This window comes from Nitrospira sp. KM1 (assembly GCF_011405515.1).
Taxonomy (GTDB): Bacteria; Nitrospirota; Nitrospiria; order Nitrospirales; family Nitrospiraceae; genus Nitrospira_C.
In genome coordinates this window covers 533,182-552,994 of record NZ_AP022671.1, presented here as the reverse complement: position 1 = coordinate 552,994, position 19,813 = coordinate 533,182, and the positions used below count along the sequence as shown (strand labels likewise).

Annotated in this window: 16 protein-coding genes; 7 read left to right on the top strand and 9 right to left on the bottom strand. The window is 54.0% G+C overall.

Translation table 11 applies throughout. From position 1 onward, the window contains the following. The first annotated feature begins 21 nt into the window (after positions 1 to 21). The 3 genes from W02_RS02540 to msrB all read left to right on the top strand — a co-directional run bounded on the left by W02_RS02540 (position 22) and on the right by msrB (position 5,115). Positions 22 to 2,046 (top strand): hypothetical protein, encoded by a 2,025-nt coding sequence (locus W02_RS02540; protein WP_173044499.1) that lies wholly within the window; start codon positions 22 to 24, stop codon positions 2,044 to 2,046. A 136-nt stretch (positions 2,047 to 2,182) separates the two neighbouring features. After that, a complete protein-coding gene (lon, locus tag W02_RS02535) occupies positions 2,183 to 4,570 on the top strand; it encodes an endopeptidase La (protein ID WP_173044497.1) in 2,388 nt (795 codons plus the stop codon). A gap of 125 nt (positions 4,571 to 4,695) precedes the next feature. Then, the gene (msrB, locus tag W02_RS02530) at positions 4,696 to 5,115 is read left to right on the top strand and encodes a peptide-methionine (R)-S-oxide reductase MsrB (RefSeq protein WP_173044495.1); all 420 of its coding nucleotides are present in this window, start codon (positions 4,696 to 4,698) and stop codon (positions 5,113 to 5,115) included. An 18-nt stretch (positions 5,116 to 5,133) separates the two neighbouring features. Here msrB and W02_RS02525 read toward each other — a convergent pair whose 3' ends face one another. Both W02_RS02525 and W02_RS02520 read right to left on the bottom strand, forming a co-directional pair. Continuing rightward, positions 5,134 to 5,640 (bottom strand): DUF4112 domain-containing protein, encoded by a 507-nt coding sequence (locus tag W02_RS02525; RefSeq protein WP_370467955.1) that lies wholly within the window; start codon positions 5,638 to 5,640, stop codon positions 5,134 to 5,136. After that, entirely contained in the window at positions 5,633 to 6,049 is a 417-nt protein-coding gene (locus W02_RS02520) for a CoA-binding protein (protein ID WP_173044491.1), read from the bottom strand. Before W02_RS02520 ends, W02_RS02525 begins: the two co-directional genes overlap by 8 nt. A gap of 106 nt (positions 6,050 to 6,155) precedes the next feature. Here W02_RS02520 and W02_RS02515 point away from each other — a divergent pair, with 106 nt between their 5' ends. After that, a complete protein-coding gene (locus W02_RS02515) occupies positions 6,156 to 7,058 on the top strand; it encodes an NAD(P)-dependent oxidoreductase (protein ID WP_173044489.1) in 903 nt (300 codons plus the stop codon). A 437-nt stretch (positions 7,059 to 7,495) separates the two neighbouring features. On the opposite strand, the gene W02_RS02510 is transcribed toward W02_RS02515, so the two are convergent. Then, positions 7,496 to 9,322 carry a PAS domain-containing hybrid sensor histidine kinase/response regulator gene (locus W02_RS02510; protein WP_173044487.1) on the bottom strand — a complete coding sequence of 609 codons (1,827 nt, stop codon included), beginning with the start codon at positions 9,320 to 9,322 and terminating at the stop codon, positions 7,496 to 7,498. A 626-nt stretch (positions 9,323 to 9,948) separates the two neighbouring features. Between W02_RS02510 and W02_RS02505 the strand changes: the two genes are divergently transcribed. Next, the gene (locus W02_RS02505; RefSeq protein WP_173051333.1) at positions 9,949 to 10,302 is read left to right on the top strand and encodes a flagellar basal body rod protein FlgC; all 354 of its coding nucleotides are present in this window, start codon (positions 9,949 to 9,951) and stop codon (positions 10,300 to 10,302) included. 78 nt (positions 10,303 to 10,380) lie between these two features. After that, positions 10,381 to 12,522 carry a radical SAM protein gene (locus W02_RS02500; RefSeq protein WP_173044485.1) on the top strand — a complete coding sequence of 714 codons (2,142 nt, stop codon included), beginning with the start codon at positions 10,381 to 10,383 and terminating at the stop codon, positions 12,520 to 12,522. A 74-nt stretch (positions 12,523 to 12,596) separates the two neighbouring features. Here W02_RS02500 and W02_RS02495 read toward each other — a convergent pair whose 3' ends face one another. Continuing rightward, the gene (locus tag W02_RS02495; RefSeq protein WP_173044483.1) at positions 12,597 to 13,232 is read right to left on the bottom strand and encodes a peroxiredoxin; all 636 of its coding nucleotides are present in this window, start codon (positions 13,230 to 13,232) and stop codon (positions 12,597 to 12,599) included. A gap of 161 nt (positions 13,233 to 13,393) precedes the next feature. On the opposite strand from W02_RS02495, the gene W02_RS02490 reads away from it, so the two are divergent. Next, entirely contained in the window at positions 13,394 to 13,759 is a 366-nt protein-coding gene (locus W02_RS02490; RefSeq protein ID WP_197742118.1) for a pentapeptide repeat-containing protein, read from the top strand. A gap of 8 nt (positions 13,760 to 13,767) precedes the next feature. On the opposite strand, the gene W02_RS02485 is transcribed toward W02_RS02490, so the two are convergent. From W02_RS02485 to W02_RS02465, 5 genes are all read right to left on the bottom strand, one after another. Further along, complete coding sequence (locus W02_RS02485; protein ID WP_173044481.1) at positions 13,768 to 16,716, bottom strand: DUF748 domain-containing protein; 2,949 nt, start codon at positions 16,714 to 16,716, stop codon at positions 13,768 to 13,770. 670 nt (positions 16,717 to 17,386) lie between these two features. Beyond that, positions 17,387 to 17,653: a hypothetical protein gene (locus W02_RS02480; protein ID WP_173044479.1), complete on the bottom strand. Its 267-nt coding sequence runs from the start codon at positions 17,651 to 17,653 to the stop codon at positions 17,387 to 17,389. 101 nt (positions 17,654 to 17,754) lie between these two features. Beyond that, positions 17,755 to 18,237 (bottom strand): response regulator, encoded by a 483-nt coding sequence (locus tag W02_RS02475; protein WP_173044477.1) that lies wholly within the window; start codon positions 18,235 to 18,237, stop codon positions 17,755 to 17,757. Between the two features lie 14 nt (positions 18,238 to 18,251). Then, the gene (locus W02_RS02470; RefSeq protein WP_173044475.1) at positions 18,252 to 18,413 is read right to left on the bottom strand and encodes a hypothetical protein; all 162 of its coding nucleotides are present in this window, start codon (positions 18,411 to 18,413) and stop codon (positions 18,252 to 18,254) included. Between the two features lie 415 nt (positions 18,414 to 18,828). Further along, positions 18,829 to 19,002, bottom strand: a complete 174-nt coding sequence (locus W02_RS02465) for a hypothetical protein (RefSeq protein ID WP_173044473.1) — start codon at positions 19,000 to 19,002, stop codon at positions 18,829 to 18,831. Positions 19,003 to 19,813 lie beyond the last annotated feature (811 nt).

Here is a 19,813-nt window from a genome sequence, read left to right as displayed (position 1 = left end):
GTTCGTGAAATAGATATACTCATGGGTACCGCTTCCCGCACGTTGGTAATCATCCTGCTGCTGTTTACCTTGGCTGGTTGCACCCAGGTTCAGAAGATGTTTGCGTTACTGGGGCCGCCGCCATCTGAGAAATCAAAAAGTGCTCTCAGAGATTCCGTCATTGAACGCCTGATGCCGGCTATTCGTCCGGACGTGGAACGAATGGCCGGGATAGCCCAGCTTGATCTGGCGAAGAGTCATGATTCCATCCGTAACGTTCCTGGCCGGTTCAAGCGCCGACTTGTGTCTGATGCGCTGCAGCACCCTTGGAGCGGCTTGATGAATCTCGAAGAGCAGGCATTGCTGATTGCCGAACTGGCTGAAGGAGGAAGCCTTGCGCTTCCTGGCCTGCTCGATGTGCTTGAAGCTGGTATGGATCGCACCTCGACCTTCCAAAGGCCGGTTCCTCTTCCACTTGGACCGTCTCCGGAGAGCCTGTCCAGGTTTATGCTGGAAACGCTTGAGCAGGCGGAGCAACATCGGGCCAAGGCCCTGGGGCAACTGAGTGAAGATGATCGGCAGTTTCTATTTCGGCAAGCCAAGAGCTTTGTGCAGTCATTTGTGCCTCAAATATCATCCCCGTCGTCGAAACTCGTCGAAGGCATGAAGCCGGAACTGCACTTTGCGGATGTCATGGAAGAGCAAGTCGATTATTCGAACCTCATCGCCGCCGCTCAGATACTGGCCCGTTTGAGCAACAGTCGCTGGCTCCCCTATCTGCCGCAGGCCTTTCCGACTCCCCTTCCGCAACCGCATATTCCTTCTGGAATCACAGGGGATGTGCTGTACGTCGAAGAGACTTCCTACGGTTTGGTCGTGATCGGAGGTCAGGGATCGAATACGTACGAATTGGATAAGAGATTTGCTCTCGTCATAGACGTGGGAGGAGACGATCTGTACCGCGGAATGATCGCGGCATCGACCGATGCCGACCATGGCAATGCCGTGGTGATAGATATGATTGGCAATGACACCTATAACGGAGATGCGCTGGGGTTGGCGACAGGGCGGCTGGGCGTCGGACTACTCGCGGATCTTGCCGGGGACGACGTGTACCAGCTCGACCTGGGATCCGGCGGAACGGGATTTGGCGGTATTGGAATCCTGTTTGATGCCGGAGGAAACGACGCCTATATGGGAGGACGATTCACACAGGGAGCGGCGAGTCATGGTCTGGGGTTGTTATACGACCTTGAAGGTAATGACCGATATACCAGTCATGGTTTTGCAATCGGCTTCGGAGGGCCTTCCGGCCTTGGCGCACTTGTCGATGTGCGCGGAAACGACCAATACCAATGCGGTGACAAATACCCGAGTGCATACAATGCAGAGGATGCCCCGAAAGGAAAGCCCGGAGATCCCATGTTTCAGTACGATTGTTTTGGTTTGGGCAGTGGTGCCGGTAAGCGCATCTTGACCAATCGCACAGATTGGAAGGGCCTCAGCATGGCCGGCGGTTGGGGCCTCCTACTGGATATTGAAGGCGACGACATGTACCACAGCGCGAATTTTTCACAAGGGCACGGATATTTCTTCGGCGCAGGGGTTTTGCTTGATTTAGCCGGGAACGACAGCTATCGCGCGGCCCGCTATGGACATGGATCTTCGGCTCATTACGGTGTCGGACTGTTCAACGATCGTGAAGGAGATGATCAATATGATTCAGGCGGCCCATTCTACAACGGCGGAGTGGCATGGGACCATGGAGTCAGCATGATGGTCGATAGCGGGAATGGAAAGGATCGCTACGAATTCAGTCGGACAAGCGGACTGGGTGTCGCCGATTATTCAGGGTGGGGGTTGTTCATCGATGAAGCCGGGAATGACCAATATCGGGTCAAGTCCGGTTTTGGTGTATCATCGGAACAAGGAATTGCAGCTTTTGTGGATCTTCACGGCGTTGACACCTATACCATCGGGATTGGGGCGGGACCGCCATCCGATACTCAGCCTTCTGACGGAAAGATGTTCCGCTATCCGGAGGGAGGAATATTCATAGATCGCTAATGAGTTTTTAATCTGCATGCGAAGCGTCTCGGCCCCACCAAATCGAAGCTCGCCTTGACTTCGTTCTAACCAGGCCTATCTCGGCGTAACGACTAAAAGTGATTTAGGCTGGTATGATCTGGAAGGGAGGATTCCCATGAGCAATCATCATCTCACTGTGACTCTACCTGTATTGCCGATCAAACGCACGGTGTTGTTTCCAGGAATATTAATGCCCGTCACCGTTGGCCGGGAGCGATCGGTTGCCGCCGTCAACGCTGCTCTCAAGACAGAAGACAAGACCATTTTAGTGGTCGCCCAACGCGATCCCGGAACCGAGGATCCGCGCTTGGAAGATCTGTACACGATCGGTACGAAAGCCGTTGTGAAACAGATTGCGCGCTCGGAGGACGGCACGATCCACGCGTTTGTCCAGGGTCTTGAACGCGTGGCCTTGGTAAAGGCCGAGCAGACCGCTCCCTACATGCTCGCACAGGCCCGGAGGCTCGAATTACCGATGGACCAGGACCGTGAGGTTCAGGCACTGCACCGTGCCATACAGGAGCTTGTCACCGATCTTCCCCGATTAGTGCAGAGCCCGGGCATTGAAGAGGCTACCGCCTCGTTCCGCAACGAAGAAAATCCGTCGTCCTTGGCCTATCGAGTGGCCTCCCTGCTGAATCTGACCGTAAAAGAGGAACAAAAACTCCTGGAGAGTTCTTCTCTCGTAGAACTTTTGCGATCCTTGTACGGCTCGCTCTCAAAAGAAATTCAGATCATGCAGTTGCGTGAGAAGATCACGAGTGACGCGCAGGCGAAAATCGGCAAGAACCAGCGGGAATACATTCTCCGAGAGCAACTAAAAGCTATTCAGCAAGAGCTTGGCGAAGATGAGAGCGACGAAAGCGGTCTTGCCAACCTCAAGAGGCAGATTGAAGAGGCCGATCTTCCCGATCACGTTCGTAAGGAGGTCGAACGGGAGATCAATCGGCTGGGTAAGGTTCCGCCTTCGTCTCCGGATCATCAAGTGCTTCGAACGTATCTGGAGCTGGTGCTGGAATTGCCGTGGAAAAAAACGTCAGAGGAACATCTGGATCTGGCCAGAGTCCGGCAGGTGCTGGAAGATGATCATTATGGCATTAAAGAGGTGAAAGAGAGGATTGTCGAACATCTGGCAGTGCTCAAGCTGAATCCATCCGCAAAAGCTCCCATACTCTGCCTCGTCGGACCGCCTGGCGTCGGAAAGACGAGCCTCGGTCAATCGATTGCGCGAGCGATGGGAAGAACGTTCGAGCGATTCAGTCTGGGTGGCGTCCATGATGAGGCGGAGTTGCGCGGACATCGGCGCACCTACGTCGGGGCCCTGCCCGGCCGGATTATCCAGGCTATGCGCCGTGCCGGCGTCAACAATCCGGTTCTGATGCTCGACGAAGTGGATAAGATGGGTCGAGATTTTCGCGGAGATCCTGCTGCAGCATTGCTGGAGGTTCTCGACCCGGCGCAAAATCACACGTTTCGCGATCACTATCTGGATCTGCCGTTCGACCTTTCAAAGGTCTTTTTCATCACGACGGCGAACACGCTCGATACGATCAGCCAGCCTCTGCTCGATCGAATGGAGATCATTCGTATTCACGGATACAGCGAGCGGGAGAAGTCGGAAATCGCCCGCCGCTATCTCTGGCCGCGACGCTTGCGAGAGGCCGGGCTGGATTCTTTCCATGTTGTGTTCCCTGACAATGTCTTGGACCAAGTGGTCACGCGATACACTAGAGAAGCCGGCGTTCGCCAGCTGGAACAAATGCTTGGACGGTTGACCCGTAAAGTGGCGCTGACCTTTGCCGAGCTTCCCGAGGGTCAGGACAGAGTGCCAGTCACACTCGAGCCGGCTATGCTTTCCGAATGGCTCGGTCCGGAACGGTTCATGCCGGAGGAGGCAAGAAAAAATATCCCGGTCGGCGTAGCCACCGGGTTGGCATGGACACCTACGGGAGGCGACGTACTGTACATCGAAACGACGCTTCTCCCAGGAAGTCATGATCTGACACTGACAGGGCAGCTCGGGGATGTCATGCAGGAATCCGCGAGAGCTGCGCGAAGCTATCTATGGTCTCACGCCGAAGAAATGGGTCTGGACATTTCGCGCTTCAAGCGAAATGGCGTGCATATCCACGTTCCGTCCGGCGCCATCCCGAAGGATGGACCTTCGGCGGGGATTACCATGGCCACGGCCTTGGCCTCCGCGTATGTCGGAAGGCCGGTTCGAAGTGATACCGCGATGACTGGAGAGATCAGTCTGAGTGGATTAGTTCTACCGGTGGGCGGTATCAAGGAAAAAGTCTTGGCCGCGCACAGGGCTGGAAGCAAGCGAATCATTCTGCCGAAGGCCAACGAGAAGGACCTCAGGGAGGTGCCGGAAGAAGTACGCTCGGACTTGACGTTCATACTGGTCGAACGCATTGAGCAGGTCTTGCCGGCGGCATTCAATCATGAAGCCGGGTCGCACAAAATCACGGCGGAACACCCCGTTCAAGCGTCGAACTAATGACACGAGTAAACCATGCCGGTCCTTGGGCAGACGGCGTCTTGCCGCATGAATGAGGACCGTGTAAGGTTGAAATCCTGCGGCCGTAGGTGGAAATGACGATCCATTGCGAAAGGAGTCCGATCATGCCCCCAAAGGTGGAAATCGGTCCGATTGTGAAGGTGGTCAAGACCGACGAGGAATGGAAGCGTGTGCTTGCTCCCCAGGCCTATCGCGTGTTGCGGCACGAAGACACCGAGAGGCCGTTCACCAATAACTTTCATGACAATAAGCTAGCCGGTGTCTATCGTTGTGCAGGATGCGATTTGCCGCTCTTTTCCTCCGAGCACAAGTTTGATAGCGGTACAGGATGGCCAAGCTTTTGGCAACCTCTGGCGCCCGAGGTGGTCGATACAACCACGGATTTCAAACTCATTTTTCCCAGAACCGAAGTGCATTGCGCGCGATGTGAGGGGCATCAAGGCCACATTTTCAAAGATGGTCCAAAACCGACGGGGCTGCGGTATTGTATCAATGGAGCCGCGCTTAAGTTTGTGCCGGTCTGATAGACACGAGCCATCGCATCATTGGACGATTGACGACCATATCTTCACCGCGATCCAAAGGATGCCGGTGATCAGACATGCCATAAGGAAAATCGTACCGCCGATCACGCCAATGACAAAGAGCCAGTCGTAGCCTGTGCTGCGCGCAGGCGTTGCCAGCGCTTGTCGCAGCAGCTCGGCATTTCTCGAATGGCTTCGGAACCAGACGGAGAAGAGATCTCCGATAAAAGGGACCGCTCCAAGCACCCCATTGATCAGCAAGTTCAGACTCATTCGGAATAATACGATTCGTGGAACCTGCAGCTTGGCTGCCAGTCCCAAAATCACGGTTCCAAGTAAATTGGCCAATAAATCTCCAATACCCGGGATCAACCCTATGAGAGGATCAAGCCCAAGATAGAGATTTGTTCCTGGAATTTTGACTGTCGTATCCAGCATTCTCACCAACAATTCAACTGTGGCGGCGATTGTCTGGCGCTGAGCACCAGAATGCTTCGGGTCGGACTCTGAAGAGCGGTTATCCACGCACAGATCGAGCGAAGTGTTCTTTCATCCAACAACGATTCATGACGACCATCAGGCCGGCCGACACGGCGAGTGAGGCCGCTGCCTGATTGATCACTCCCTCCTGCATCCAGACAGCCTTTGCCTTTCTGGTAATGGCCATGCGCACGACAGAAAGCACTTCTTCAGGCCTTCTAAAAATATCGACGAGGTCAATGGGAGTGCCGACCGCTTCCATACTAGGAAAGACCTCTTCACCCAAGATCATTGTTTCATGTGGATTGATCGGTATGACGGAATAGCCATGAGACTTCATGTACTCGAAGACATGATAGGATGGGCGCGACGGTTTTGAGGACGCGCCGACGACCGCAATTGTGCTGCAGGTTCGGAGAATCGATTCGATGACGTTGGGATCGTCGTATGCCATGGGGAAACTCTGAGGGACCGTATCACGTCTCCAGGGCTTCCTCAACCGCTAGAGAGCAGTGTTCAGAACAAACCACGATGTATCTCTCAAGGAAGGAAATATGGACATGAAGACCTCCGTTCGCATCGGATTCGTCGGCATCGGGCGTATGGGATCCAACATGGCGAGATGCCTCCATGAAAAGGGCTTCACCATAGCAGCGGTAAACGATCGAATTCCCGCAAATATGATCGAGATTTCACGGGAATTGAATTGCGAAGCTTCTCCAAACCCGGCCCGCGTCGCAGAGCTGGCAGAGGTCATTGTTACTGTTGTCTCAGACGATGGTGCTATGGAAGAACTGTACTCGGAAGCCAATGACTGTGCCCTGCTCTGTTATGCGGCCGGCCGGCTCTTCATCAATTGTGCCACCGTCACCCCAGATCTACATGTTCGGATTGAACGATCTGTGGAAGCACGCGGAGGTAGTACGCTTGAAGCCTGCATGGCGAGCAGCATAACGCAAGCGCGGCAGGGAACCTTGTACTTCATATGTGGTGGAAAGCGATCTGCGTTCGAAAAAGCCACCCCGTTCCTTGAGGCGATGGGCTCTCGTCTTCGTTATGTGGGCAGGTCTGGAGAAGGGGCGAAGGTCAAGGCATTGGTCAATATGGTGATGAATTGCAATACTGCGGCGCTCGCGGAGGGGCTGGCGTTAGGCGACGCACTCGGACTCGATCTTCCCGTGCTTCGGGAAGTGTTCCAACAAACAGGGGCGGCATCACGAGTGCTGGAGACCGATGGTGAGGACATGGAGCTACGTTCGCACGATTGCTTTTTTTCCGCGGCGCATGCGGCCAAGGATTCTGGTATTGCGATGCAATTGGCCCAGTCGGCCGGCCTGAATCTCCCCGTGGCCCGTGCCACGCTCGAACAATACCGGTTACTTGTTGCAAGTGGAAAAGGAGAGCTCGACAAGTCAGGTATAGCGGAATTGACGTTCAAGGATCGAGGTGCCAGACGGTCATGAGCATGCCGGCGAAACGGCGTCTGGTGTATCAAGGAACCGTTCGAGGGTTGTTGTTGGAGCGCTCCCCATAAGTTGGCGTCCATACGAAGCGACGATAAGCGGTATGCTGACTGACCCGTTGCCGGCCACGCGTCGTATCAATCATCAGCGACCCCGGCTCCTGTTTACGCGATCATTTTGGATCGTGTGACGCTGTATCTTGATACAAAGCGGAACTAGCAGTGTGTTGACAAACTACGCGATGACCTCGGAAATGGAGTCGTGTCTGAGGTCACGGGCGTCATTAGCCTGCCCTGCAGGCTGTTCAGAAAGGCCGTCCAGCAAGGCCGTAGCGAGTGAAGAGGCGAAGCGTACTCTGTCCCGTACGTTGAGCCTCTGAGCGATGCGAAAACGCCGCTGGCGGGCTTTGTCAACAGCCTGCTTGAAAAGATAACAGGCTACCGTGGGGAGGTCAGCCACCGATCCAGCATCACGCGCAAGGCTGGGAGGGTCACAGGCTTGATCAAGACGTCGTCCATGCCTGATTGACGGCATTTCAAGGCATCTTCCTGAGATGCGTGGCCTGTCATCGCGACAATGGGAAGCCGAGAAATCCCGTTTTCCTTGAGCCGGATGGCCGTGGCAGCTTCATAGCCATTCAGACGAGGCATCTCCGCATCCATCAGGACCGCGTCATAATGCGAGCGAGTTACCGACTCGACGGCCTCTTCACCGTTCCCGACAACGTCCACCTGATATCCGAGTTTCTGAAGAAATTTGCATGCGACGAGCTGATTGATTTCATTGTCATCGGCCACGAGTATTCGGAGAGCGTTTCTCCTGTCAGACAGTGTCGTGATCGGCAAGGTGTCAATTGATTCCGGCGCAGCTCTCGAAATGGCTGGAAGGAGGACTGTGGTATAGGAAAAAGTGCTGCCATGCCCTGGAGCGCTGTCGACGCTCATGGTGCCTCGCATCAGTTCAACCAATCTTCGGCAGATCATCAAGCCAAGTCCGGTCCCTCCATACCGCCGGGTCGTTGAGGCGTCAGCCTGAGAATAAGCTTGAAACAGCTGGCCCTGCTCCAGAGTGCTCATGCCGATTCCAGTGTCTTTCACCTGCCAGCAAACCGTATGAGCGTCGACGGTGTCTTCCTCAGACTGCGCTGGCACGACTCTAATCTCTATGCCTCCCCGTTCGGTGAACTTTAGTGCATTGCCGACAAGGTTATACAAAATCTGCTTGAGTCTGACAGGATCTCCCCTGAACACTGGGGGCAAATCCTCGGCAACCACGACAGATATGGCGAGGTGTTTCCCTCGGGCTATTTCACTGACGAGAGTGACAACATCCTTGATCAGCGCTCTGATATCGACATCCACGACTTCCAGGGTCATCCGTTCGGCTTCGATCTTCGAAAAATCAAGAATGTCATTGACCAGCGCCAGCAACGATTCGGCGGACCGATGCATCGTCCCGATCAATTCTTGCTGCTCCTGGTCGAGGACGGTGTCCTGCAACAGTCTGGTGCAACCCAAGACGCCGTTCATCGGAGTTCTCAGTTCATGGCTCATGGTGGCTAAAAAAATGCTCTTGGCTCGAGCCGCCTCCTCGGCGTTTTCTTTGGCACGGCGAAGGACGATGTCGGCTGTAATGTCCGTCCCATAGGCTCTGACTTGCTGCAGGGTTCCCATTGGAAAAAAGAGCCAAGAGAAGACTCGATCAGCCGCCGCCTGCTCATATGGTCTACTGGGTTCCTTGGTATCGATACATTGTTGAATGATCGATGAGATGTTGGTAGGTAGGGCGTCCTCGATCGATCCGCTGCATGCGCTCATGAGTTCGACCATCGCTTTATTGGCAAAAAGCATAAGTCCGTATTCATCGAATTCAACGATGGGATTGGGAGCATCTTCTGCCAACCGAGCCACACGACGAATGTCCCGCTCCATCTCGCATTCTACGGTCAGATCTCGGCAAGTCACCAATGCGCCGACGCATTCCTTCCCGTTCCATCTGGGCCAAAAGCTTGCGGCGAGGTTCACTACTGTTCCATCAGCACGGGTCCATGGATGACGAAGTTGGTTAAATACTTCGCCGCTCCGGACCACATGGAGTAGCGGACAGGAGGGATCCGTATCGCTGGTAGCACAAGACAGTAGATGATGAATCGTCTCTCCAATAGGACCGTCCCGAACTCCGAGGAGGTCCCGTGCTGCTGAATTGAGGGAAAGGACGTGGCCAGTTCTATCTGTAATGAATATGCCATCAGCAGACGATTCCATGATGGCTCCCAGATCTTGGCTGCTCGGAGACCATGAAGAAGCTGGGGAAGTTTCTGAAGGGACCGGAAGCATGCCGGATGGTGAAAGTGGGATTTTCATATTGAAAGAGGGATGGCGTTAGATGCGCGAATCCCAACACGCTGACTGTCGCTTGCGGAGCCGGGACAAATCCAATGTAGCGAACCGTACGGCATGAAGTCCGCAATCGTCTGACTGCGAATGCACGCCTGGACGGTTATCGCGAGAGCAATAAGCAAAAACGATCATCAATCTGTCTCATCAGTATGGCCAACGACCTCATTGCTCACGTGCGTATAGTATCGGTGTCAAACGGCTCTGACTTGACTTACGTCTCACACAGACAGCAGTAGAACCATGACAATATTTGTCCGCATGTCTTGGTCAAATTATTGACACGATGATCAGGCCAAAGAGCCATTGACGAAGATAGCTAACCATTATTGCCCGTTGCGCCGCGATTATGCGATCGATTGTCTGGTACGGTCCACGCATTCAAGTTGTCGCCTCACTAAGGACGAGGCACCTGGGAGAAGATTTTCTGGGTCAGAGCAGGGATGCACGACATGACGTTCACGATGCCGGTTCAACATAATCGGAGGTGATGCATGCTTCCCGCTATCCATACGGCCCTCTCCGGTCTCTCTGCCTTTTCAAAGTCCGTCGAAGTAACCGCTCACAACCTGGCCAACGTCAATACAGATGGATTCAAAAAATCCAAGACTGAATTTGTCGAGATTGAGACCGGAGGCGTTCTCCCTGTTGTGGAGAAGGACAATGTGGAAGGGCCAGCTGTTCTGAAAAACTCTGATCATGGCCCTGTTCCGGTGACGTTGTCCAATGTGGACGTGGGTGAGGAGAGCGTAAACCTGATTATGGCGCAGCGTGCTTTTGAAGCCAATCTTCAGACGCTTCGGACTGCCGGCCAAATGCTCGGCAGCGTGTTGGACATCCAAAAGTAAAGCGTGCGGGTTCTCCGGGGGCGTAACGCACGCTGCGTTGAGTAGCCACGACGTCCGTCATTGTGTTATGTCCGGGAGATGAACCTTCCCAAAGTACTGCTGATCATTCCTCCGCTGACACAGCTCAACACCCCCTATCCCTCCACAGCCTATCTCACGGGATTTCTTCAGGCTCAAGGCATAGCGTGTGAACAAAGAGACCTTGGTCTCGACATGGTGCTTCGGTTGTTCAGCCGCGAGGGATTGCAGGCCGTGTTCGGCGAGTTGGACAAACGCCGTATCGAATTGCCGTTTGAGGCCGGGGTGATGATGAAGGCCCGCGACCGCTACATTGCCAACATCGACCAGGCAGTGACATTTTTGCAAAAGCCCGATCCGGACTCAGGGGCGACCTTGCTGAAGAGGGGTGTTCTGCCGCACGGGCCTCGATTTAGAAGTCAAAGAGATTTATCCCGCTCTGCACCTCTGATTGATCGTGCCATGCGCTGGGCCACCTTGTTCATCGAAGATCTCACGGATCTCATTCAAGCCACCGTTGCTCCTCATTTCGGCCTCAGCCGATACGCCGAACATCTGGCACGATCAGCGTCATCGTTCGACTCACTCCTCTCCGCTCTCGGCGAGACGCCTGCGCTGACCGATGTCTTCATGCTGGAATCGCTCTGGGCCTACATCGACCGGGTGCGGCCTACGTTGATAGGACTATCGGTTCCGTTTCCCGGCAATGTATACGGCGCGTTTCGCGTCGCACAGGCCATCAAGCAGCGGTGCCCCGACATTCCTATTGTGCTGGGCGGGGGATATGTCAATACGGAATTGCGACGGATCAGTGATCCGAGAATTTTTAACTATATAGACTATGTCACCTTAGACGGCGGAGAACGGCCGCTTCTGTCGCTCATTGAATATCTGTCCGGACGACGGACTCGAGATATGTTGTGCCGGACGTTCTACCGAAGCCGCGGGAAGGTGCGGTTTGTGAATGATCCAGCCTCCCTCAACTTTGCGCTGGGTGACACTGGGACGCCGACCTACAGGGGCTTGACCCTTGATCGATACATGTCGATTTTGGACAGTACAAATCCCATGCACCGGCTTTGGTCCGAAGGTCATTGGAACAAGCTCACCGTTGCTCACGGGTGTTATTGGAAGCAATGCACGTTTTGCGATGTAGGCTTGGATTACATTGGGCGATATGAGCCGGCTCCTACTGAAGCGCTCATCAACCAGGTTCAAACACTGATCGCAGAAACTGGCCATCGGGGCTTTCACTTCGTGGATGAAGCCGCCCCTCCGGCGGCGCTCAAGGCCATGGCAATAGGATTGCTGGAACGGCGCATAAAGGTTCGTTGGTGGGGAAACATCAGGTTCGAACAAACATTCTCGCCGGATCTGTGCCGGTTGCTTGCCGCGGCCGGGTGCATTGCCGTAACGGCCGGCCTTGAAGCCGCATCGGACCGGTTGCTCGAGAAGATGAAAAAAGGAATTTCAGTGGATCAGACCGCCCTTGTCGCATCGGCCTTCCGTGAAGCGGGAGTTATGGTTCACGCGTATCTGATGTATGGCTTTCCCTCTGAAACATTGCAGGAGACCGTCGATTCTCTGGAACGTGTGCGTCAATTATTTTCTGCAGGAGTCATGCAATCAGCCTTCTGGCATCGCTTCACGGCGACCGCCCATAGCCCCATCGGACTGGACGCCAAATCTCATGGCCTCCGAATTGTGGGACCGGACTTCAAAGGGTTTGCAGAGAACGATTTGACTCATGAGGATCTGACCAGCCACTGTCCGCCCTGGGTGGGCGAAGGTCTGCGCCGGTCGATGCTCAACTTTCTGGAAAGACGTGGGCTCAGCATGGATGTACGCAGCTGGTTCGACCATGCCGTCCCTCGACCGCGTGTCTCATCGAGGTGGACCCAAACGATCTTGCGCCATCGTCGCATAATTGACGATGTGACTGCTGAGCGCAGAATCGTGTGGATCGGCGGTGCGAACCTGCACGCCGCCAAGATCATCGCGGGAGCCAAGTTGTCGGCACCGCACAGGGAATGGATCAAAGAATTGATCGATTGCTCGACACCGCGCAGAGGAAAAAAATCACGTTACCCCAGATTGCAAGATGTCGGGTCATCATTTCCGGGAACCCAGCGCGAGTTTCAAGCGTTTGCCGGGAGGTCCTTGTGGAGGAGGCTCCGGTCAGAAGGGTTGTTGTTGGTTTAAGGAGAACATCTTTCAGGGCAGAAGATGCAAGCCGTCTCTTCCGCCCCTCAGATGGTCTATGACCTGCCCGATAATTACTTGTTGGGCTGGGGTGTATACCGCAGGTAAGGCTTAACGGTCTTGAATCCTTTCGGAAACAGCGTTTTCGCCTCGTCATTGTTCACTGCCGGCGTGATAATGCAATCCTCTCCGTCCTTCCAGTTTGCCGGCGTCGCTACTTTGTATTTCGATGTCAGTTGCAGGGAATCTACAACCCGAAGCAATTCGTCAAAGTTGCGGCCACATGAGGCGGGATACGTTAACGTAAGCTTTATCTTCTTATCCGGTCCGATCACGAACACGGATCGGACGGTCATGTTATCCAACGCGTTTGGATGAATCATGTCATACAATGTGGACACTTTCTTATCCGGGTCGGCGATGATCGGATAATTCATCGTCGTCTTTTGTGTTTCATTAATGTCATTGATCCATCCTTTATGAGAATCGAGCGGATCAACGCTCACGGCAATAACCTTCACTCCCCGTTTTTTGAATTCAGGCGTAATCTTGGCAACAGTGCCGAGCTCTGTCGTGCAAACGGGGGTATAGTCTTTGGGATGAGAAAACAAGATTCCCCAACCGTTTCCCAGCCATTCATGGAAGTTTACGGTACCTTCAGTTGTCTCCGCCGTGAAATTCGGAGCTTCGTCTCCCAATCGCAATGCCATGGCATCCTCCTTCTAGCTAATGAACGATCTTGATCTGCTCCTACAGGCTGATCCTGGGAGTACGATACTGTGCCGTGTGGGGAGACTTCAAGAGGTGACTGTACTCAAGGTCTTACCGCAGCCTGCCGATAACGATAGGCGAATATTCAACCGGGGAGTCCATGGACGAGCCAAACTCCACACGATCTATCCTGCGAATCCCAAAAGATCCGATGTATGTGCTGCTGCGGGAGGGATGCATCACCGAATTCAATGCCAAGCGGGCATCGGGTGAGAGTTGCGATTTGCGAGGCTGCGATCTGAGAGGCCTCGATCTTCGAGGGTGGAAGACAGATGGGCTAGACCTCAGAGACTGCTATTTTAGGCAAACCGACCTCCGTGGCGTCGATTTGAGCCATGCCAAAATGGAAGGCGCCAGCATCAATGCTTGTAAAATATCCGGAGCATTGTTTCCTGCAGAACTGGAGGCTTCAGAAATCGAACTATCCTTGCTCCATGGAACGAGAATGCGGTACCACGTGCGATGATGCGGTGGTCAGGGGGCCGCGGTGATCGCAAGGCGGCTTCGAATTTGATCGTGACCTGTTGCGTTGATATCCACTTCGGTCATATAGACGCGTTCTTCCGGTAGCTTCCCTTCTCCCGTCAGCTGGGTTCGGATCTCCTCAGCACGCTGCTGGGCCAGGGCGCGAAGCGCTTCTTCATCCGGTGGCATCGAAGCGACCAACGCCCGTTTCATCTCCGCGAGGCTGGGTGGTGGGATCGCCTGGTTGGACGGTGTCGGTGCCTGCCTGTCTCGAGATACTCCAGGCAGTTGATCATACAGATTTTTTACCAGGTGCTGTTCTTCCTCCACAGGGACGGGTTGAGCATTGCTCGGCGACTTGCCGCGTTCCTTGTTCCACAAGGTCTGCACCTGAGCGGCAAGCCTCAACATTCCAAGCGCCTGGTGGTCGCGAGTCGGATCCACCGCACCGGTAATTTCCAAGCGCAGGCCGGGCCGTTCGAGCAGGGCTTTGGTGATCGCCTCGGTCTTTTTCAATTCTTGGTCTGGACTGATGGCCGATCCTGGCGAGAATTCAAAAAATTGTAACTCCTCACCGTCTTCACCTCCAGGAATGAGTTTGCCGGCCAACGCAAAGGGGGAAGCTACGAGTTTGGCCATAAGATTGACAAGCGTGGACAGCAACACCTTGCCGTATTTGAAATCGGGATCATTCAGGTCTCCCCGTATGGGAAGGTCGATCTCTATCTTCCCCTTCCGGTCTTTCAGCAGAGCCACGGCAAACGGCACGGGAAGAGAGGTCGCGTCCGGACTGTCCGTCTTGTCGCCGAATGTCAATTGGTCGATCGTGACGGCATTCTCCGCCTCAAGGTGCTTTTGGGATACTTTGTAAGCAAGGTTCAGGAAGAGTTTGCCTTTTTTGATCGGATAGCCCGCATATTTCCCGCTGTAGGACGTGGCTGCCGTCAGGTCTACATTGTCGAATTTGACGGTCAGATCAGTGGCGGTCTCTTCGGAAAGCGGATTGATGGTCCCCGCAATCTTCAAGGGTGCAACCTTGTCGACGCGGCCAGATATGTTGACGTCTGCTTTGGCGACTTGCTTGGATGAAAGACCTTTGACGGTTCCTGTCAGGTCATAAATTCCGATCCGCGCCGTGGGCTGAAGTGATTCGTCCTGAAAGAGTACCTGACCTTTCAGCAGTTTTACGGTCTTAATCCCAACCGTTGTTGACGGCGGGTGCTGTGCCGGGGGTGGGATTTTCTCTTTTTGAGAGGCCGCAGCCTTTTCCGGTGACCTGGATTGTATGCGGCTCACATTCAATTGTCCGTCCGGCAGAACGGCAAGGCGCACGACAGGCTGATCAAGGCCGATTTCCTCCACGGTGATCTCCGTCGGGGCTACGGCGAGGTCGATTTGCTTGAACTGCAGCTGTTTCCACGATAATAACGGCGTGCCATCTTCGCGTTCCGCAATGGCCAGTCCGCGTAGACCGAGATTGCCTGCATAGGTCAACATCGGCGCATTGGCATGCTGCTGGGCGAAGCGGACCTTCCCGTCCATGTTCAGTTCTCCGGATTCCACGACGATGCGTGCGAACGGCTCGATGTAGGGCTCGAACGGTTTCAGAGCAATCTGTTTCAGGCTCAAGGCGAAGCTGGCTTGGACCGGGTTGACTGCCACTTCTCCTGTCAGTTTCAATTTTCCTGATTGATTGACGGTCATGTCGACCGACAAAGGAACTGGCGATGAAAGAGGAATTGTCACGTCATGCGTATGTACTGAGAGATTGGTGATCTCTGTATGCATGACCGTCGGCAAAGACCGGTCTTCGAACCGGACCGTATGATTCTCGAGGCTTGCATCATGCAAGGTGACTGTCCATGGCCGTGCAGGAGGTTCGGATGTCGTAACGGACGGCGGTTCCAACGCTGTCGGTGAAGGTTCCGAAGGCACTGGCGCGAATAGGGACTGATAATTGACGGTCTTATCAGCGTTGAGCCAGGCTAACCATACTGCATCGGAAATTTTAACGGACGGGATATCCACCGTGCGCTGCCGGACATCGAGGTGAATTCCATCCACGGCAATAGAGGGAATCGAAATGACCGGTTCAACACCTTCGAGTTCTTGGATCGACAAGTTCGCGACTCGTATGGAACCCTCGGTTGCGACGATCTCCGGTGGCGAGGTGCCGGCATCGAACCGATATCGTCCGTCCACCTCGAACGTCCCGCTTGTGAGGGCGAATCTGAAGGTGTCTTGGACGTATTTCCACAGTACGGGAAGTTGCAACCCTCTGAACGACAGTTTGCCTTCAGACTCGAGCGGCTCGAGAGAGGCTCGGCCCTCCCAGCTCAGCGTCTTGTCCTTGCCCAGTTCCGCGGTGAACGCATACGTATTTTCGCCTCCGGGTTTGGTGTGAAAATCGTTCAGAACAATATTAATGGGAACGATGTCGAGGGAAAATGGTCTCTTCTTTGTTTCGTCGAGAAACTCCACGACTCCCTGTTCGATTTCGAATCGGCCGATCTGGACGGCCGGTATTTCCGAGGCCGGTTTAGGCTCCTGTTGAGCCGGAGCCGGTTCAGACGCCGGCGGGACGATATGAGCGATGTTGACGCGTCCATCTTTGGCGATCTTGACCGATACGAAGGGAACAGTAAAACGGATTGTGTCGAACACATACGCGCGGCGCACGAGCGAAACGGCCTGAAAATTGACGAAAAATTCTTCAAAGCCGAGCAAGGGGGAGGCATCCTGCTCCTGGATTTGAAATCCGGTCAATCGAAGTGAGAGCTCGAAAGGATTGACCGCCACCTCTCTTGCGAACACGGGACGCTGCAATTGCTCGGACACCTTCGGAAATACATAGGCCTGAATGATGTATGGAAGGAGGAAAAATCCGGCGAGTGCGTACAGGAGTAGAAAGGTCAGCGAGAGCACTGCAAGCGGAATGGGACGGAACAACTTGCGCATGAATCGCCTATTTCAACTGGTGCGCCGGAAGGAGAAAGTTCCAACTCCCTCTTCCAAACGCTGAAAAATTGGAACAATGTCTTGAGGGTCATGCTACAGGTTTCCAAGGCCGTAGCCAAGACCGGGAGTCTTGGGCAACAACACGCCAATCAAGTTCAAGAGTTGCACCGTGACATTGCCGATTACATGCAAATGGCGACCCCCCCTACCCTAAGACATCTAGAATTTCTTACGGTCACAAATGTAGCATGCCGATAAGTTGCACATGCGAATTTGTCGCCTCCGCTTGCATAAAGGCATGCACCCTACTTGATGCTCTGACAAAGGTTTTAGGGGTGGTTGGGAAGGAGCTGGAAGCGATGTTTTCTGGCGTCTCACCACTAGAATATCAATCACTTACCATCTTTCTCACAATGCTGGGAAGCTCCTCCCAACTATGGCTGTGATAAATTTGTGCTAAACAGACTCGAGAGACTTTCATTGAATGATGTGCGTACCGCTGGGACGTTGTCGTTGCACACCTGAACATCTCCTCCAGTTTTCCCGAGGAATGGTGGCCCGAGCTTTTACGAGGCGGGTGTGGTTTAGTCGAAAGAAATGTGGACTAGGATTGGGTACTCAGACGAAAGGGAGATAAGGACAAACAGGTGGCAGCCCGTTGTCCTTGTTCTTACATGGAGATCACTTCGCTAGCTCCATTTAGTAGTGTCACGATCGCCTGCACGCCTATGTTGATGGAACACCTTGAAGCGCTGACGACGTCACTCTGACCTGGGATCGGCTGATTGCTTGCCGAAGGATTCACCAGACTCCTATCAGAATCTCTGGCACCGTCCGATGACAATCCGTTTTTCCACCAATCGGTCTCCTCAGATGGTTGACCATCTGCATCAATGATAATTGGAGGAACGGTGATCATGCGTAGTCGTAATGACATGTGCACGCTCCTTTCTTACGCAGTGAATCCACTGCGCATCCACAATGCAAGTTAAGGACCGTCTCTCTCGACGTCAGCTATGGCGTCGACGCGGGGTCGTCTCAATCCAGTACATGGACGGGCCGTTGAAGAGGACGATAAATGCGCCGACCCAGGTCTGCGAGGGGTGTCCTGACGGGTCTTGGTACGGTCGCCACCGCGGTTCGTATCGTTAGACCTATGACTTCCCCGGACGTTGAGACTTTGCGAAACGCGGCCTGCGCACCTGTTCTCATTGCGAGTTCCAGCAACAACGGGTTCGTCAGTCTGGTGAGGATAATCACCGGGACGGTTGGGGAGGAGGCAATAGGAACAAGGTCGAGCAGTACCTTGTACCCCGACATATCAGGGAGGTCGAGTTCCACCACCACGCAATCGGTCTGTGGAGAGCTTTTGAACTGCTCCAAACCTCGCTGGCCGGTCGCCGCCTCATAAATGCGATAGCTAGAAGAATAGGTCTTCAGGCATTCGGCGTGATAGTGCCGTTCCTCATCGTTGCTATCAATCAGTAGAATTGAGATGGGATGCAGCTCTTGTTCATTCATGATCTGAAACCTCCTCAAATTGCCTTATCAGATAGCAGGCTTTGAATTAAGGCCAGCACCGATTCGACTTTCCCTAAACCGAAGTCTCCGTGGCTGACAGACCGCTGCAAGAGGATGAAGGCTTCTTGGGCATAGTATTTTCGTGCTGTATGATCGGCTTTCGCTGCAGATTCCATGATTGCTCAAGCAAGAAGGTAATGTCATGGCATCGAAATCCTAATGCGCATTGACTGCTCCACGCTCAAGAGTCGCCTCTACGTGCAAATCGGAGACTGCTGGGACTGTGTTGCTTGACCTGGCCGGGTGCAGAGGCCAAAGGACCGCACACAGAATCAGGACATTCAGGGCGACGAGCGGCGGGTTCGATTCTCGTTTCTTGACGGATGCTACTTGCCGTGCCGCGAATAATTCTTCGAAGGAAGAACCTGTCCGCGCTGGACCAATGAAACCCGTGCACCCCTTCTCGTCCACTTGATCTGCTCAACAGTTCGGCGCCCGCGCCGAACAGACCTCGTCCAGGAGCCACGAAAGGGCCAATGAGCCGGTTTAATGTACTGAGCAGCCCGTTCGATCAAGAGCACGGGTCGGGATCTACGCATGACGGGACTCCTTGCCTGCCGGTGACAGCTCACTCCATCCGCCCGGCATCCTGACATGAAATTCCCGTTCCAATCGCAGGTGAGTCTGTTGGTCTCCCAAGGGAGCAGCCTGAAATAACGTATGCCGATGTGCAGATTGTCCGTCCCAGGTTTTTTGATGTTCCATGCTCGCCTCCCTAGTCGTGATGCGGACAGTGTAACGACGGTGGGCTACATCTGATTGTCGTTCGGTTACAACGGAGTTGCGTTCTTAAAGGTCAGAGAGCCGTTGTGCCGGTGCTCACTGACAACAGGTGAGTGCGCGTACTGCGGAAAGGCTCATCCGATATTGACGAGGGCGAAGCGGCAAATCTGGCAGAATGAGTGTCATACGAATAACAATCCTCAGACTGAATTAAGTTCTACAGCAGCTTTATGCAGAACCCATACCACTTGTAATGCTCAAATTTATCGCCCTCGACCTACCGAGGAGTGACCGACCATCAGCACTTCTGGCAGGCGAACTGCTGCTCTCCCAACATGGCGTTTTACACCGTCGGCGACCATTGGTGTAATTCCTTTTCATAAACACTCCCCACCCTATGCCGGCGATCGATCGCCCAGAGTGACGATCATGATCTTCAAACAATCCAGCCGTGTGGCGCTCCCCACCAATGGCGAGCCTGTCGGCGGGTGTGGCTTCCGGCTAATGTCGAAGAACGGCCAGGCCGATTGATCTGATCTGATTGGGAAACTTGCTGGCCAATGACGACGTCACGGAGGAATACGCTTAAGTCTGCGATTTGCTATTTCGTTGCGGCGTTGCATTCCTGGACAGTATGGCATTCTTCTGAAACGGGTTTAAGGAACGTTCTTGCGTAACCACCATGAACCAATGAACTCCAAATTCCTGCGAAAATGAATAAGAGAATGAGCATTCCACAGAGTACCAATCCAGCAGTCAGGGACGAAAGGGTTTGTCCTTCTGCTCTTTACCT